This window comes from Umezawaea sp. (assembly GCF_057122925.1).
The window spans coordinates 1-16025 of sequence record NZ_DBNGPQ010000005.1; the positions used below are offsets into that span (position 1 = coordinate 1).

The following is a 16025-nucleotide window of genomic DNA, read 5'->3' on the forward strand; positions in this document are numbered from 1 at the left end:
TCCCGTCGACGGCGGGAGTCTCGCGGGCGGTCCTGTGGTGCGAGGCGTTGGACTTCGTGCCGCTCACCGGGTGCCGCGGGTGGTGTGTCCTGTCGCTGCGCGGGAGTTTCGCGGGCGGGGCCGGTGGTGCGGGGCGTTGGACTTCGTGCCGCTCACCGGGTGCTGCGGGTGGTGTGTCCTGTTGCTGGGCGGGAGTTTCGCGGGCGGGGCCGGTGGTGCGGGGCGTCCTACTCCGCGCCGCTCACCGGGTGCCGCGGGTGCCGTGCCCCGTCGGCGGGCGGGAACCTCACCGGCGGGTCCAGCGGTGCCACCAGCGGACCGGGGGCGGGGGCGGTGGTGGCACCGGGACCGCGGCGGGGGTCGGGCGGCGGGTCTCCTCCTGCCAGCGCTCCACCGTCCGGTCCGCGTTCACCGGAGCCAGCGGCACCCGCGGCCCGTCACCGAAGCGCAGCCAGTCCACGATCCGGTGGTTCAGGTCGGCCACCAACTCGCGCACCTCCGCCTCGGTCCTCAGACCGCGCACGGTGCCGGGCAGCGCCTCCACCTCCTTGCGCAGCAGCAGCGGGGTGGGGAGCAGGACGTCGCTCGGCAGGCCTTCCCGCCGCAGGTAGTCCTTGAGCCACCACTGCTCCTCGACGGGCCCCTGGACACCCGGCAGCGGTTTGCCCGCGCCGGGCAGGTCGTCGAACTCGCCCCGGTCGGTGGCTTCGCGGATCTGCCGGTCGACCCACGACTCGAAGGTCACGTCGGCGGGCTTTCGCTCGGTCACCCCTCCGATTGTGCCTGAACCGCCGTGAACGGTCCCGGAGCCGCGACCTCCCGACCAGTGTGTTCGCCGCCGAACCGGCGGGTCGAGCCGAACGGTTACCCTCCTCCGGTGACGGAAACGGATACCCCAGCCCCCACCGAGTCCCGACGGCTTGCGGTCGTGCTGAGCATCGCGGTGGCCGTGCTCGTGCTCGACCAGGCGTCGAAGTACTGGGCCGAATCCGCCCTCACCGGCAAGGCGCCGATCCCGCTGCTCGGCGAGTTCCTCCAGCTCCGCCTGCTCTACAACCCCGGAGCCGCGTTCTCCATCGGCAGCGGCTCGACCTGGGTCTTCACGATCCTCGCCGCCGTCGCCGTGGTGGTCCTCGCCCGCCTGGCCACCCAGCCCCAGCCGCGGCTGCGGGCCGTCGCGCTCGCGCTGCTGCTGGGCGGCGCGTTCACCCACCTGCTCGACCGCCTGTTCCGCGACCCCGGCTTCGCCCGCGGCCACGTCGTCGACTTCATCGACTACAACGGCTGGTTCGTCGGCAACATCGCCGACATCGCGCTCTTCTGCGGCGCGGTCCTCTTCGTCGTCCTCACGTTCCTGCACGACCGCGCGACCGCGGAGAGGTGACCGGGCGCGCGGAGCCGGTGCAGGGGGCTCCGCGCGCCCGGTCGTCCTCACCGGTCTAGCTGAACGGGTCGAGCGTGAGGTAGGCCTGCGCCGGGTTGCCGTCGTGGACGAGCGACTCGTGCGCGCCGACGTCGTCGAAGGCGAAGCCGTACGCCTTGCCGTCGACCATCTGGGCGTGGATCTTCTTGGAGTACTGGTTGGTCACGCCGTCCTGGTAGAAGCCCGAGTTGTTCGCGTCGGGCTGGTTGGGGTTGGACAGCAGCGTCGAGCGGTTGTACCCGGCGCACAGGGTGCGCGAGATCGGGCCGCGCACCTGGTCGTTCGGGGCGTCCAGGAGCTTGTAGCACCCGAAGATGCTGTCCGAGTCGGGCTTCTGGAACGACGTGACGACCTGGCCGGCGCTGTTGGTGAAGTTCATGGTGTTGCCCGAGACCCGGCCGAAGTACTTGAGGTTCGGCTGGTTGCCGAACGGCGTGACGGTGAGCGTGGAGGACGAGTACTTCGTCCACACCCGGTTCACGTAGTCGCTCAGCACGTTGGCGGGCAGCGCGCCCGCCTCGATGCCGTGGCCGGGGGCCAGCGCGCGGACGATCGTGCCGTCCGACCGGGTCCGGATCAGGTTCGCCCAGCCGCCGGGCTGGTTGCGCAGGGAGTTGAAGAAGGCGGTGTAGCCGCCGGGCTTCAACTTGCCGGTGGTCCTGGTCGCGCCGCTCGCGGGCCGCACGCCGACGTTGTAGGGCGCCGAGACGAAGTCGACCTGGGTGCTGTTCAGCCAGATGCCCGAGTCGTTCAGGGTGTACTCGGACCAGTTGAACAGGATGTTCGCGTTCGGGTCGGACGGGTTCTGCACGGCGGGCTGCACGAGGCCGCCCGTGGTCAGCTTGAAGACCAGCTTCTGGCCGTAGGAGAAGTAGACCCGGCCGGAGAACTTCGGCATCCGGATCGTCTTCGACTGCCCCTGCGCGGGCCCCGCGATCGACGCGTCCGGCGCGGCGGTCGGCGGGTTGCCCCCGGCGGGCCACGGGTGGAACCCGCCGTTCGCGTCCGCCCAGCCCTGGCGCCCGGTCGAGAGCTCCGTGCCCAGGTTGTAGATGTAGACCGCGTCGCCGCGACCCGAGTTGTTGGTGATCGTGAGCGGGATGGTGGCGGGAACGGCCTCGGCCGCGGTCGCCAGGGCGGTCATTCCGGACGCGGCGGTTGCCACGGCCGCTACCAGCGAGAACACCTTGCGTTTGACGTGCACCGGCTGTCTCCTCCTCAGGATGGAGTTGTGAGAGCGCTCTCACAGAGTTGCGCGGCAACCGGTGTCGTGTCAACGGCTGATCACGCCGACAAAGCGGACAGGTTTCCCGGATGAGCGGTTGTTGCTTAACCGATAACGGCGATAGCATGTTAATCGGCACCGATGAGGAGGTGGCCCGTGCTCGCCGTGCTGCTGTTGGGAGCCTCGTTGCTCACACCGGTCGCGAACGCTCCGGTCGACCACCACGAGTGGCGCTCCGCGGCCTTCGCGCAGGGCGTCTCCGAAGGGGTGCGCCCCGCGTCGGGCGGCCTGGTCGTCGACCGGCCGATCGGTCGCGAGGCGGGCTACGACTACGCCCGGTGGACGTCGCCGGTCCACCCCACGCGCTTCGGCGCGACGCAGATCGTCCCGTCCTGGAACGCCGACACCCCGGCGGGGACGTGGATCCGGGTCGACCTCCGCGGCCCGGGGACCGACTGGTACGTCATGGGGCGCTGGGCCTACGGCGACTCCGACATCGAGCGCACGTCCGTGCCGGGGCAGTCCGACGAGCACGGGTACGTCGACGTCGACACGTTCCAGGCGGCCGAGGGCCACGCCCAGCGCGAGTTCCAGCTCCGCGTCACGCTCTACCGCAAGGCGGGCACCCCGGTGACGCCGACGCTGTCGATGGTCGGCGCGATGGCGTCGGCCGTCCCCGACAGGTTCACCGTGCCCACCAGCGCGCCCGGCCCGGCCCGCGGCGTCGAGCTGCGCGTGCCGCGGTACTCGCAGAACCTGCACGCGGGCGGCGAGGCCTGGTGCAGCCCCACGTCCACGGCGATGGTGGTCGAGTACTGGGGCCGGGGGCCGAAGCCGGAGGAGCTGGACCCGAACCTGCCCGACCCCCGCGTCGAGCACGCCGCGGAGCACACCTACGACCTCGACTACGACGGCGCCGGGAACTGGCCGTTCAACACCGCGTACGCCGCGAGCTTCGGCCTGCGCGGCCACGTCACGCGGCTGCGGTCGCTCACCGAGCTGGAGCGGTACGTCGCCCGCGGCGTCCCGGTGATCACGTCCCAGTCGTTCCGCGAGGACGAGCTGGACGGCGCGGGCTACGGCACCGCGGGCCACATCATGGTCGTCATCGGCTTCACGAGGGCGGGCGACGTGATCGCCAACGACCCGGCGTCGAGTTCGAACGAGGCCGTGCGCCGCGTCTACCCGCGCGCCCAGTTCGAGACGATCTGGTTGCGCACCAAGCGCTACGCCGCCGACGGCTCGGTGGCGGGCGGGTCCGGCGGCATCGTGTACATCATCGAACCCGCTCGCTGAGCACCGTCCGGCGCGGGCGACCCCTCAGGTCGCCGCAGGCGGTCGGCCCGTGGCGTCGAGGTACTGCTTCGCCAGCCGCTTCGGCGCCCGCACCAGCCACGACTCGACGACCAGCTCCTCCAGTTCCGCCGAGCCGATCTCGTCGAGCCTGACCAGGACCATCGCGTAGCCGTCGAAGTGGGACGTGGTGAAGTAGACGTCCGGCGCGTCGGCCAGCAGCGCCTCCTTCACGCCCGGGTCCGCCACCCGTGCGCCCAGCACCGGCCCGGACGGCGCGTCCGCTCCCAGTTCCAGCAGGTCGGCCTTGCGCAACGGGCGCTCGCAGACGAACCCCTTGCCCTTCACCCGCCAGTCGCGCGGCGACCGCTCCTCCGCCTCCGGCAGCGCCATCGCGATCCGGTGTACCTCGTCCCAGGTGGCCACGTCAGCACTGTAGGACGCGGCGGGCGTTCCGGCCCCGCGAACGGGAACCCCGTCCGCGGGGTCATCCGGTGGCAACGCGCGGCGCGTAGCCTGCACGTCCTCGGCGAGGAGGCGCTCATGCCAGGTCGGAAGCACCCGTCCGTGCTGATCACGCGGTTGGTCAGCGAGCGCCCCGGCAGCTCGCAGGCCGCGATCCTGGCCGAGCTGCGCCGCTGCCTGCTCGACGGCGGCGTCCCGCCCGGCACGCCGATCCCGCTGGACGAGGTCGCGGCGGTGTTCGGCGTCAGCCGCATCCCCGTGCGCGAGTCGCTGAAGACGCTGATCGGCGAGGGGCTGGTGGAGCACCGGCCCAACCTCGGCTACACGGTCGCCAAGCTGACGGCCCGCGAACTGCACGAGCTGTACCTCGTGCGCGGGGTGCTGGAGGCGGCGGCGCTGAGCGCGGCGGTCGCCGCCGCGACCGCGCGGGACGACGACACCGCGCGGGCGGCGCACCGGAACCTGGAGGAGGCGGTGCGGGCCGGGGACGTCCAGGCCTACCACCGCGAGAGCCGCAGCTTCCACCTCGCGCTGGTCGCCCCCTGCGGGATGCTCCGGCTGCTCGGCATGTTCGAGGCCGCCTGGAACGTCACCGAGCCGTTGCGCCCCATGGCGCACGTGCCGGAGGCGGAACGCGCCCAGCTCCACAGCGACCACGACGCCATGCTCGCCGCGTTCGTGGCGCGGGACGGGAAGGCGCTCCTGGACGCCGCGCAGGCCCACCACCGGCGGCTCCAGTCCTCGCTGGAGCTGCTGCCGAGGCACACCGGGCTGTTCGCCGAACCGGACTAGGACGGCCGGAACCCCTGCCGTGGCAGAATATATGTTTCGCGTGATGGTTGCGTAACATCGCGCTCCTAGTTTTACCTGGCGTAGCCGTGATGGACTGGCGAGCCGGGAGTGATCATGACCGAGATCGTGCCGCACGCGGAGGAACTCCTCCCACCCGACCCCGGCGGCGACGCCAGTTCCGTGACCGGGGTCGTGAAGCCGAGCTACGACCCGCGCCTGGCGAACGAGGACCTGGTCCCGCTGGAGAAGCAGACCTGGGGCTCCTACAACATCTTCGCCTTCTGGATGTCCGATGTGCACAGCGTCGGCGGCTACATCACGGCGGGCAGCCTGTTCATGCTCGGCCTGAACAGCTGGCAGGTGCTGGTGTCCCTGCTGATCGGCATCGGCATCGTCCACTTCTTCTGCAACCTGGTCGCGAAGCCGAGCCAGGTCACCGGCGTCCCGTACCCGGTCATCTGCCGCAGCGTGTTCGGCGTGCGCGGCGCGAACATCCCCGCCGTCATCCGCGGCCTGATCGCCGTCGCCTGGTACGGCATCCAGACCTACCTGGCCTCCGCCGCGCTGGAGGTGGCGCTGCTCAAGCTGTTCCCCGGCCTCATGCCCTACGCGAACGTGCAGGAGTACGGCCTGCTCGGCCTGCCGCTGCTCGGCTGGGCCTGCTTCACCGTGCTGTGGATCCTCCAGGCGGCGGTGTTCTGGACCGGCATGGAGAGCATCCGCAAGTTCATCGACTTCTGCGGTCCGGCCGTCTACGTCGTCATGTTCCTGCTCACCGGCTACCTGCTGCACCGGGCGGGCTGGGACTCGATCGACCTGAACCTCGGCGAGGTCCAGCACACCGGGATGCAGGCCGTGCCGGTCATGCTCGGCGCCATCGCCCTGGTCGTCTCCTACTTCTCCGGCCCCATGCTGAACTTCGGCGACTTCTCCCGCTACGGCAGGACGTTCGCCGCCGTCAAGCGCGGCAACTTCCTCGGCCTCCCGGTGAACTTCCTGGTGTTCTCCATCCTCGTGGTGGTCACCGCGTCGCTGACGGTCCCGGTCTTCGGCGAGCTGATCATCGACCCGGTCCAGACGGTCGCCAGGATCGACAGCACGCTCGCCATCGTCCTGGGCGCGCTCACCTTCACCATCGCCACGATCGGCATCAACATCGTCGCGAACTTCATCTCCCCGGCGTTCGACTTCTCCAACGTCAGCCCCCAGAGGATCTCCTGGCGGGCGGGCGGCATGATCGCCGCGGTCGGCTCCGTGCTGATCACCCCGTGGAACCTCTACAACAGCCCCGACGTCATCCACTACACCCTGGAGACGCTGGGCGCGTTCATCGGCCCGCTGTTCGGCGTCCTGATCGCCGACTACTACCTGGTGCGCAGGCAGGAGGTGGACGTGGACGACCTGTTCACCATGTCCACCGCCGGCAGCTACTGGTACAGCAAGGGGTTCAACCCGCCCGCGGTCGTCGCGACGGTGGTCGGCGCGGCCGTCGCCATGGTCCCGGTCCTGTGGACCACCGGCCCCGGCATGAAGGGCGCGGCCCCGTACACCTGGTTCATCGGCATGGCCCTCGGCTTCGCCGTCCACGCCGTCCTCTCGCGCAGGCGGTGACCGTGCGCATCAAGGTCGTCAACCCCAACACCAGCGCCGCGATGACCCGCGGCATCCACGGCGCGGCACTGGCGGTGGCCGCGCCGGGCACGACGATCGAGTCGACCAGCCCGGCGATGGGCCCGGCCTCGATCGAGAGCCACTACGACGAGGCCCTCAGCGTTCCGGGCGTCCTCGCCGAGGTGGCCGAGGGCGAACGGTCCGGAGTGGACGGTTACGTCCTGGCCTGCTTCGGCGACCCCGGCCTGGACGCGGCGCGGGAACTGGCCGCGGGCCCGGTCGTGGGCATCGCGGAGGCCGCCATGCGCACGGCCACCTACCTCGGGCGCACCTTCACCGTGGTGACCACCCTGGCGAGGACCCGCGGCCGGGCCTGGGACCTGGTGGAGCGCTACGGCGTCACCAAGTTCTGCGCGGGCGTGCACGACGTCGACATCCCGGTGCTGGAGCTGGACCAGGACCCGGACACCCTGGAGAAGCTCACCGAGGCCTGCGCGTCCGCGCTGGCACGGGACGGGGCGGACGCCGTCGTGCTCGGCTGCGCGGGCATGGCGGACCTCTGCGCGGACCTCACCAAGGCGCTGGGCGCACCCGTCGTCGACGGGGTCAGGGCCGCGACGCTCCAGGTCCAGTCCCTGGTCGCCATGGCCCTGACCACCAACAAGCACGGCGAGTACGCCGCACCGCTGCCGAAGGCCTACTCCGGGCTGCTGCACCCCTTCACCACGTCACCCGGCTGATCCCGGCCGCACCACGACGGACACCACGCGGGCCTGCCCGCGCTTCCACGAGGTGCTCACCGCCACGTACCGCGCGGACGCGCCGACCACCGCGGTCGCCCTGCGACCCCGCCCGAGAGCCGCGGCGGGGTCGTAGGCGCGTCCGTCCACGCTCGTCGCCACAGTCGCCGCGGGCACCGCCCCGGCGGTCCAGGTCACCACGACCTCCCCGACCGCGGCCACGGCACCGAGGTCCACCACCACCCGCCCACCGGGGCCGGGCGTCCACGACGTCCGCGGGTCGTCGTCGACCGCCGCGCCGGGATCGGACATCCCGGCGGGCAGGGGAGCGGACGGGAACGTCACCCGACCCGCGGCCAGGTCCGCCAGCGGGTACGGCCGCCCGCTGGGGAACACGACCTCGACACCGGGCACCACCGGCAGCTCCACGCCGCCGGTCTGCGCGACCAGCAGCATCGCCGCGGGCCCGGTCACCCGCACCCGCTGCCCGTCGAGCACCGCCACGGTGACCCCCGCCGGCACGGCCCCGCCCCCGATCCGCCGCACCGTGAACCGGGGCGCCTCGACCCGAGCCGACCCGGCCTCCAGCACCACGTCGTGGTCCGTGCCGACCGCGGTGGTGCGCTGAACCCCCTGGTACACCTTGACCGCCGTGCGCGACTGCCGCACCGACACCACCCCGGTCACCCGCCGCGCGCCGAGGTTGAACAGGCTCAGGTACCCGTCGGCCGCGCTCGCCCGCACCCCGTCCGGGCACACCGGCGCTCCGGCGCCCGCGATGGCCGCGAGGTCCCGGTCGGCCCCGACGTACCCCTCCACCAGGAACCCGGCGGCGGGCCCGTCGGACAGCGTCACGGTCCCGCCCCGCACCGCGATCGGGGCCGGGGAACCGTGCACGACGAACCCGGCCCGCCCGTCCACGTCCAGCCACTTCCCGGTGCTGCGCAGGTCGTCGCGCGGATAGGTGGCCACCACGTCCCACACCACCCCGTCGGCGGAGGTCTCGACCCGGTACGCCTGCCCGGCGGCGGCCTCCCAGTGCAGCCGCACCCGGTCCACCGGCACCGCGGCCCCGAGGTCCACCGCGAACCAGCTGTCGGACCGGGGCCGGTCCGCCCGCGAGACCGCCCACCGCGTGCCCGCGTCCCCGTCCACCGCGAACCCCGGCTCGCGCCCGGTGTCCGACGAGGAGGCCGACGCCGCGCGCCCGCGGGCCAGGTCCGCGCCACCGCCGTCCCCCACCTCGAAGGAGTAGAGCGAATAGCCGTACACCGGGTGCGGCACCACCCCGACCATCCGCACGTGCCGCGCGGACGTCCGCGCGAACACCAGGTCGTCGCGGCGACCGACGCCCTCGGCGGCGCGCACGGTCGCACTGCCCTCGGCCGCGGTGAACACCCGGTCGCCGTCCAGACCGGGCACGCCCGGCATCGCCAGGTTGTGCACCGACACGCGGCCCTCGCCCTCGGCGACCCCGGAGGTCGCGTAGACGACCGTCCCGGTGGGCAGCGTCGCCATGCCCGCCCGTCCGCTGTCGAACGTCAACACGCTCGCGGTCGCGTCGAACCCGTCCCGGACCCCGGTGTAGGCCCTGGCGAACCGCTCCCGCACCGCCAGCGCGGTGGACGGCAGGAACATCGGCGTGGTCCCGCTGATCACGAACAGCCAGTCGTCGTGCGAGGGCTGCCAGGCGAACTTCACCAGCCCGGCCTTGCTCACCGTCCCGGCCCAGGCCCGTTCCGACTGCTGCGCCAGCAACCCCGGCCCGGCACCGAAGTCCGTCGCCCCGGCGGCGAACCGGAACAGCTCCGCCGACCCCACCGGCACCGGTCGCGGGCGCAACTCGTGCAGCAGGTAGGAGATGGCGATCTCCGCGCGCGCCTCGGGCTCGTACTTCGGCTCACCGGAGAACTTCGCCATCCGGTCCGCGGGCGGGTACGCCTGGTACGCCTCCAACCGCGCCGCCAGGTCCGCCTCGGCCCGCGCCGCGTACCGGTCGCCCAGCACCTGCGCCCGGAACGCCAGCGGGATGACGTCCCGCCCGTACAGGTGTTCCCGGTCGCGCACCATCGGCATCAGCGGCTCGCCCGCGTCGCTCATCGTGCCCAGGATCGTGCGCCACAGCCGTTCCCCGTTCGGCTGGGCGGTGATCACCTCGGGCAGCGGCCGTCCGGCGAGCAGGAAGTGGACGGCGTTGCGCGCCGACGTCCGCCACAGCTCCTCCTGGTAGTGCGGCCCGAACGACCCGTGGTTCTCCACCACGTACGTGTCGTGCAGGTTCGTCGCGGTGTTCGCGCTCACCGCCACCCCGTCGACCAGCGCGGGGTTCGCGAGGTCGGCCGCGGGCAGGCCCGCCATGTTCCGGCTCCACCGCCCGAACGCCGCCCGCCACGCCTCCGGCACGGTCGCCGCCCACGCCAGCCCCGGAGCGAGGGACTGCGCGTAGACGCCCATCTCCTCCAGCTTGGTGTCGCCCCGGTACCCGCCCGCCGGTCCGTTCGGCGTCCAGTCTCCGGACCGCGGGTCGTCGCCGGACCCGAGCGACGTCGTGTACTCGGCCTGGGCCCGTGCGATGGTGTCCACGGCCTCACGGGTGGCGGCGTCCAGGTCGTCCCACAGCAACCGCGCCGCCAGCACGAAGTACGACTGGAACGTCGTGTCCCAGAACAGGGTCTTGCCCCACTCGGTGCCGCCGACGAGCGCGTTCGACGCCGCGAAGTGCCGGATCGTCGCCACCGTCCGCGCCCGCAGCACGTCCCGTTCGACACCGGCGGTCCCCGCGTCGTAGGCGCCCCTGGTCACCAGGACCGCGTTGCCCAGCACCACCGCGAACCCGAAGTCCGTCCGCCGGTAGTGCCCGGCGGTGGCGTCGAACTGCGTCTCCGACCACCGCGTGTGCCGCAGCAGCACCCGGTAGTAGGTGTCCGCCACCGGATCGGCTGCCGCGGGCGCGGCCCCCGCCCCGGACCCGTCCCACGCGGTGATCACGGCGCTCGCCCCGATCAGCCCCAGCAACCGCCGACGGTTGAGCAGGAATTCGCCCACACCAGCCCCCGCTCGTTGACAACGTTGTCGCCTGTTCGTGCGGCCATGGAACCACGCGACACCGTTCGCACAGGAGCTTTCTGTCCTGAACCGGTCAGGCCTTGCTCCTGATGGCGGCACCCACGCTGGTCTGCCAGGATGCTGTCCAATCGCGACGAAGGAGCGGGCAATGGCCTCTCGCCTCAACCCCTACATCAGCTTCGAGGACGACGCGCGCGAAGCGATGGAGTTCTACCGGACCGTCTTCGGCGGCACCCTCGTGCTCAACACCTTCGGCGAGTTCGGCGGCGCCGAGGACGAGGCGTTCGCCGACAAGATCATGCACGGGATGCTGGAGACCGAGAACGGCTTCACCCTGATGGCCGCCGACACCCCGCCGGGCATGGACCACAACCCCGGCACCACCATCACCGTGAGCCTCAGCGGCGACGACGCGGACGACCTGCGCGGGTACTGGGAGAAGCTGTCCGAGGGCGGCCTGGTCACCGTTCCGCTGGAGAAGCAGATGTGGGGCGACGAGTTCGGCGCCTGCGTCGACCGCTTCGGCATCCCGTGGATGGTCAACATCACCGGGGGCTGACCGGCTCGCCGATCACCCGTCGGACGACGTCGAGCCGGGGTGCGGCCGACGCGGCTCCGGCCGCCCGCGCCACCACCTGCGCGCGGTCGCCCGATCGTGTGGAACGTCCAGCGCGCGCCGTCCCCGTAGCGGAGCACCGCGTCGTCCAGCGGATCCGGCAGCCAGGTGGCCGGTCGTGGGGGAGGGGTCGGCTGGGGTGCGGGTGGCCGGGTCGTCCGTCACTCACCGCCGTCGTCGGACAGATCGTCGTCCGCGTCCACCGCCGGGGTGCGTTCCCGCCCGCCGCACCTCGTCGGCCGGGTTCACCAGCGCCGAAGTCCGCGACCGCCAGGTGAGGGTGCTGCTCGCCCGATGCGCCGCACGGGCCGCAATCGCCCGGTGAAGGTCATCGGCCTGCGGGAGTTCCGCGACCACGTCGCAGCCGTCGTGGACGAGGTGGGGGCGGGCGAGACGTACCGCGTGACGCGCAACGGCGTTGAGGTCGCCGAACTCCGCTCCCCTCCTCGCCGCGGGCTGACCGCCGAGGAGCTCGTCGAACGGCACGGGAACCTGCCGGGGGGTGGCGTCGCGGAGCCTTCCGGCCGGCTCACGGGATTCCACGCGCCGCGGCGGGGACGCCCAGCCGCGCGGTTCCGCCTACGCGCCGGGTCGCCGCCGCCAACCGCGATCGGGGCCGCCCGAAGAACCACAGGCAGCCCCGATCGGGTGGAGATCACCAGCCGCGCTCGCGCCACTCCCCGAGCTTCGGACGCTCAGCACCCAGCGTCGAATCGTCACCGTGGCCGGGGTAGAACCACGTGTCGTCCGGCAGCTCCCCGAACACCCGCGTCTCCAGGTCGTCCATCAGCGACCCGAACTTCTCCGGGTCCGCCGTCTTCCCCGGCCCACCGGGGAACAGCGAGTCCCCGGTGAACAGGTGCCCGTGACCGGCCGGGTCGCGGTACAGCAGCGCGATGGAGCCCGGCGTGTGACCGCGCAGGTGGATCACGGTCAGCGGTACCTCGCCCACCAGCACCGTGTCGCCGTGCTCGACGAGCTGGTCCGGCGGTACCGGCAGGGGGTCCGCGTCGAGGGCGTGGGCGACGGTGTTCGCGCCGTTCGCGCCCGCCACCGCGCCCAGCGCCTGCCAGTGGTCGGCGTGCTGGTGGGTGGTGACGATCGTCTTGAGCCTCGGCCGGTCCTGCGAGTGCCCGACCAGGTCGGACAGGCGTTCGGGGTCGTTGGCCGCGTCGACCAGCAGGGCCTCGCCGGTCGCCCGGCAGACCAGCAGGTAGGCGTTGTTGTCCATCGGGCCCACGGAGAGCTTCGTGATGGTCAGCGCGTCCAGGGTCCGGCGTGCGGCGGGGCCGCCGGGGTCGACGTGCCCGGTGTAGTCCTCTTGTACGTCCACAATGGCCGACCGTAGTCGCTCGGCCACGGAAACGCGTACTCCTTCAGGGTCCCTACAGGTTGACCCATTAGGCTCAACGAAGATCGTTTCCGCACCCTCCGGACAGGTCCTCCCCCTCGTGTCGAACTCCTCACGCGCCTCCGCAAGGCAGATCAACTGGGACGTCTTGCGCGTGCTCGCCGTGTTCTCGGTCCTGTTGCAGCACGCCACGCACGCGGGCCCGCACGTGCACCCCGAGGTGGGCGCTCCGCCGTTCACCTTCCCCCTGGAGATGGGGGCCAGCGGGCTGGTCGTGATGTCGGCCTACTTCGCCTGCGCGTCGCTGGCGAAGGGCGAACCCGTGCGGTTCCTCCGCAACCGGTTGGCGCGCCTCCTCCCCGCCTACCTGGTGGTGGCGGTCGTCACGTTCTCCGTGCTGCGCTGGCTCGCGCCCACCGGCTGGAGCGGCCTCACGGTCGGCGACCTGGTGCTGAACGTGCTCATGCTCCAGAACTGGGTGCCCGGCGCGGCGCTCGTCGACTACTCGTACTGGACGCTGCCCGTGCAGATCACCGGCTTCGTCGCGGGTGCCGTGCTGTTCTCCAGGGTGCGCGGGCGGTGGCTGCGGGGTCTGCTGTGGACACTCGTGCTCGGACCGCTGGTCATGCGGGTCTGGACGAACGACCCCGGTGTCGTGCGCACGGTCTACGACGGGCTGGGCGTGCACCGCGCGCAGCTGTTCACCATCGGCGTCGCCGTCTGGCTGTGGTCGAAGAACAGGCTCGGCGGCGGTCACCTGGCCGCGCTGGTGGTGGCCGCGCTGTCCGCGCAGGCCGTCCACAGCTCGAACCCAGGGTCGACGCTCGGCCTCGGCGTGCTGATCCTCGGGTTCGCCGCGGCGGCGGCCGGGCCGGACTGGAACGTCGGGCCGGTCCGCGTGCTCGCGACGCCGATCAGGTGGCTGGCGGGCACCACCTACGGCGTGTACCTGGTGCACCAGGAGATCGGCTACGTCGTGATGGCCTACCTCGCTCGCCTCGGCGCCGGACCGGTGACCAGGCTCGGCGCCTTCCTCGGCACGGCCCTGCTGCTCGGCTGGCTGCTCACCAGGTTCGTGGAGCGCCCCGCGTTCTCCCGGCTCACCGCCGCGAGCCGGGGGCCGGTGCTGATCCGCCTGCTGCTCGCGGTCCGGCTGCTGGCACCCCGGTTCGTCGGCGGTGGCCCCGCTCACAGCCAGGCCGGGAGCCTCGGCACGTCGCCGCTGAGCCGCGCGCCGTCGTGGCGGCCGCTGAGCCACCCGATCACGTCCGAGGCGTCACCGCTGACCGTGACGGAGCTGTCCGTGCCCGCCGTGTTGAACTCCCACACCCGCTGACGGCCGTCCGGCAGCGCGACCTCCAGACGCACCGGCGGCACGTCCGGCTCGTCCACGAAGTGCCCGACCAGGCCGTCCACCAGGTCTTCCAGGAACTCCTCCGGGACGTCGTCGAAGTCGACGCCCACGTTCAGGTCGACCAGGTGGAACAGCAGTTCGCGCAGCCGCAGCCACGGCACCTGGTGGGCGAGCACCACCCCGCCGCTCGGCGGGGAGACCTCGGCCTCCCAGGCCGACGCGGGCACGGTCTCGGCGGCCGCGGCGAACCGCAGGCACGCCGAGTCCAGGTCCGCGCGCAGCAGTTGCAGCGTGCGGGTCGACCCCTCCTCGATGTCCGCGTCGCGGTCGCTCCGGCTGGTGTAGGCCTGGTGCTCCACGCCCGTCTTGGCCCACGTGAGCAGGTTGACCAGCGCGTCGGCGTTGCGGGCCACGTGGGTGATGACGTGCGCCCGCGTCCACCCCGGCAGCAGGCTGGGACCCCGCACCGCGGAGGTGTCCAGCTCCGCCACGGCGGAGTAGAAGGCCTCGGTGGCCCGGTCGACGGCGGCGAGGTGCGCGCCGGCGAGCTGCGCCGCGGCGGACTGCTCCCTGGGCGCGGGTACCGCGGGCTGCACCTGGGAACCGGTGTTGGCAAAGCTCATGTGGGTGCCTCTCCCCGACGTTGAGGCTCGGTGTCGTGTGGCGGCCAGCCTAGGAGTGTTCGCCGTGGGTCGGAAGAGCGTCGATCACGGGATGTCCCAGGTGGCGGTGCTTTCGACTCTACTCACGGCCAGGGGCGCGTGCCGAGGGCCGCAAGTCCCACACGAACGAGTGAACTAGGTCTCTTGACGCCGTGATCCGTGGGGCTGGTGGGGCGCAGGGGGCCACGGGGATCCCCGGTGCGGGCTCGGCGGGTCCGTCGCCTGAGGTCAGGGGCACCCGCGCCGTTTTTGTCGGTGCTCCCACCTAGCATGGTCGTCGGCTCACCTCCCGCGGCCAGGCCGCCCCCGCCCGGGGGCCGACCCGTCGCGCGGACACCAGTGGTGTTTAGTACGCTTTTTCGAACGTGTGTTCGGTACCGCACGAACCCGGCGTGTGCCGTACCGGACCGCCAAACCCGTAGCCGAAGGGAACCCAGTGGCCGACCGCCTTGTCGTTCGCGGCGCTCGCGAGCACAACCTGCGGGGCGTGGACCTCGACCTGCCGAGGGACGCCCTCATCGTGTTCACCGGGCTCTCCGGCTCGGGCAAGTCCAGCCTCGCCTTCGACACGATCTTCGCCGAGGGGCAGCGCCGCTACGTCGAGTCGCTGTCGGCGTACGCGCGGCAGTTCCTCGGCCAGATGGACAAGCCGGACGTCGACTTCATCGAAGGCCTGTCGCCGGCGGTCTCGATCGACCAGAAATCGACGTCCCGCAACCCGCGGTCGACGGTCGGCACCATCACAGAGGTCTACGACTACCTGCGCCTGTTGTACGCCCGGGCGGGCCGCCCACACTGTCCAGTGTGTGGCCGCCCGATCGGGCGCCAGACACCGCAGTCGATCGTCGACCAGGTGCTCCGGCTAGACGAGGGCTCGCGGTTCCAGGTGCTCGCGCCGGTGGTCCGGGAACGCAAGGGCGAGTACGCCGACCTGTTCCGGACGCTGCGTTCCCAGGGCTATTCCCGAGTCCGGGTCGATGGCACGGTCCATCAGCTCACCGATCCGCCGAAGCTCAAGAAGCAGGAAAAGCACACCATCGAAGTGGTCGTCGACCGGTTGACGGTCAAGGAGTCCGCCAAGCGGCGGCTCACCGACTCGGTCGAAACCGCACTGCGGCTGTCCGGCGGCATGGTCACGCTCGAGTTCGTCGATCTGCCCGACGACGACCCGCATCGCGAACGGGTGTTCTCCGAGCACCTCTACTGCCCGTACGACGACCTGTCGTTCGAAGAACTCGAACCGCGATCGTTCTCGTTCAACTCGCCGTTCGGCGCTTGCCCGCAATGCACCGGGCTCGGCACGAAGATGCAGGTCGATCCCGAGTTGGTGGTGCCCGACCCGAGCAAGAGTCTTGACGATGGCGCGCTCGCGCCGTGGTCGGCCGGCACCACCTCCGAATACTTCGGCCGGCTCATCACCGCATTGG

Annotated in this window: 12 protein-coding genes and 3 pseudogenes; 8 read left to right on the forward strand and 7 right to left on the reverse strand. The window is 71.8% G+C overall.

The features are described from left to right. Positions 1-286: 286 nt before the first annotated feature. Positions 287-769, reverse strand: coding sequence for a DnaJ family domain-containing protein (locus tag AC156L_RS00375; protein ID WP_330873616.1), 483 nt, complete (start codon positions 767-769; stop codon positions 287-289). Positions 770-877: 108 nt separating this feature from the next. On the opposite strand from AC156L_RS00375, the gene lspA reads away from it, so the two are divergent. Next, positions 878-1384, forward strand: a complete 507-nt coding sequence (gene lspA / locus AC156L_RS00380) for a signal peptidase II (protein WP_330873615.1) — start codon at positions 878-880, stop codon at positions 1382-1384. Between the two features lie 55 nt (positions 1385-1439). Here lspA and AC156L_RS00385 read toward each other — a convergent pair whose 3' ends face one another. After that, positions 1440-2627: a glycoside hydrolase family 64 protein gene (locus AC156L_RS00385; protein WP_330873614.1), complete on the reverse strand. Its 1188-nt coding sequence runs from the start codon at positions 2625-2627 to the stop codon at positions 1440-1442. Between the two features lie 162 nt (positions 2628-2789). Here AC156L_RS00385 and AC156L_RS00390 point away from each other — a divergent pair, with 162 nt between their 5' ends. Then, positions 2790-3944 (forward strand): peptidase C39 family protein, encoded by a 1155-nt coding sequence (locus AC156L_RS00390; protein WP_330873613.1) that lies wholly within the window; start codon positions 2790-2792, stop codon positions 3942-3944. A 24-nt stretch (positions 3945-3968) separates the two neighbouring features. Here the strand turns inward: AC156L_RS00390 and AC156L_RS00395 are convergent, their stop codons facing one another. Beyond that, complete coding sequence (locus AC156L_RS00395; protein WP_330873612.1) at positions 3969-4367, reverse strand: MmcQ/YjbR family DNA-binding protein; 399 nt, start codon at positions 4365-4367, stop codon at positions 3969-3971. Positions 4368-4484: 117 nt separating this feature from the next. On the opposite strand from AC156L_RS00395, the gene AC156L_RS00400 reads away from it, so the two are divergent. The 3 genes from AC156L_RS00400 to AC156L_RS00410 all read left to right on the forward strand — a co-directional run bounded on the left by AC156L_RS00400 (position 4485) and on the right by AC156L_RS00410 (position 7549). After that, the gene (locus AC156L_RS00400; protein WP_330873611.1) at positions 4485-5198 is read left to right on the forward strand and encodes a GntR family transcriptional regulator; all 714 of its coding nucleotides are present in this window, start codon (positions 4485-4487) and stop codon (positions 5196-5198) included. Between the two features lie 114 nt (positions 5199-5312). Then, complete coding sequence (locus AC156L_RS00405; protein WP_330873610.1) at positions 5313-6809, forward strand: NCS1 family nucleobase:cation symporter-1; 1497 nt, start codon at positions 5313-5315, stop codon at positions 6807-6809. Further along, positions 6806-7549 (forward strand): aspartate/glutamate racemase family protein, encoded by a 744-nt coding sequence (locus tag AC156L_RS00410; RefSeq protein ID WP_330873609.1) that lies wholly within the window; start codon positions 6806-6808, stop codon positions 7547-7549. The genes AC156L_RS00405 and AC156L_RS00410 overlap by 4 nt, the downstream gene beginning before the upstream one ends. On the opposite strand, the gene AC156L_RS00415 is transcribed toward AC156L_RS00410, so the two are convergent. Then, positions 7538-10594, reverse strand: coding sequence for a discoidin domain-containing protein (locus tag AC156L_RS00415; protein WP_330873608.1), 3057 nt, complete (start codon positions 10592-10594; stop codon positions 7538-7540). The two genes, AC156L_RS00410 and AC156L_RS00415, sit on opposite strands and share 12 nt — an antisense overlap. Positions 10595-10763: 169 nt before the next feature. Between AC156L_RS00415 and AC156L_RS00420 the strand changes: the two genes are divergently transcribed. Further along, the gene (locus tag AC156L_RS00420) at positions 10764-11174 is read left to right on the forward strand and encodes a VOC family protein (RefSeq protein WP_330873607.1); all 411 of its coding nucleotides are present in this window, start codon (positions 10764-10766) and stop codon (positions 11172-11174) included. Positions 11175-11272: 98 nt separating this feature from the next. Here the strand turns inward: AC156L_RS00420 and AC156L_RS00425 are convergent. Then, positions 11273-11335 (reverse strand): annotated as a pseudogene (locus AC156L_RS00425) (DUF2510 domain-containing protein); the annotation flags it as partial. Between the two features lie 551 nt (positions 11336-11886). After that, the gene (locus AC156L_RS00430; protein WP_330873606.1) at positions 11887-12564 is read right to left on the reverse strand and encodes an MBL fold metallo-hydrolase; all 678 of its coding nucleotides are present in this window, start codon (positions 12562-12564) and stop codon (positions 11887-11889) included. A gap of 1 nt (position 12565) precedes the next feature. On the opposite strand from AC156L_RS00430, the pseudogene AC156L_RS00435 reads away from it, so the two are divergent. Further along, a pseudogene (locus AC156L_RS00435) lies at positions 12566-13642 on the forward strand (acyltransferase family protein); the annotation flags it as partial. Between the two features lie 128 nt (positions 13643-13770). Here AC156L_RS00435 and AC156L_RS00440 read toward each other — a convergent pair. Continuing rightward, a complete protein-coding gene (locus tag AC156L_RS00440) occupies positions 13771-14559 on the reverse strand; it encodes a maleylpyruvate isomerase family mycothiol-dependent enzyme (protein ID WP_414719768.1) in 789 nt (262 codons plus the stop codon). Positions 14560-15034: 475 nt separating this feature from the next. Here AC156L_RS00440 and AC156L_RS00445 point away from each other — a divergent pair. Beyond that, a pseudogene (locus tag AC156L_RS00445) lies at positions 15035-16025 on the forward strand (excinuclease ABC subunit UvrA); the annotation flags it as partial.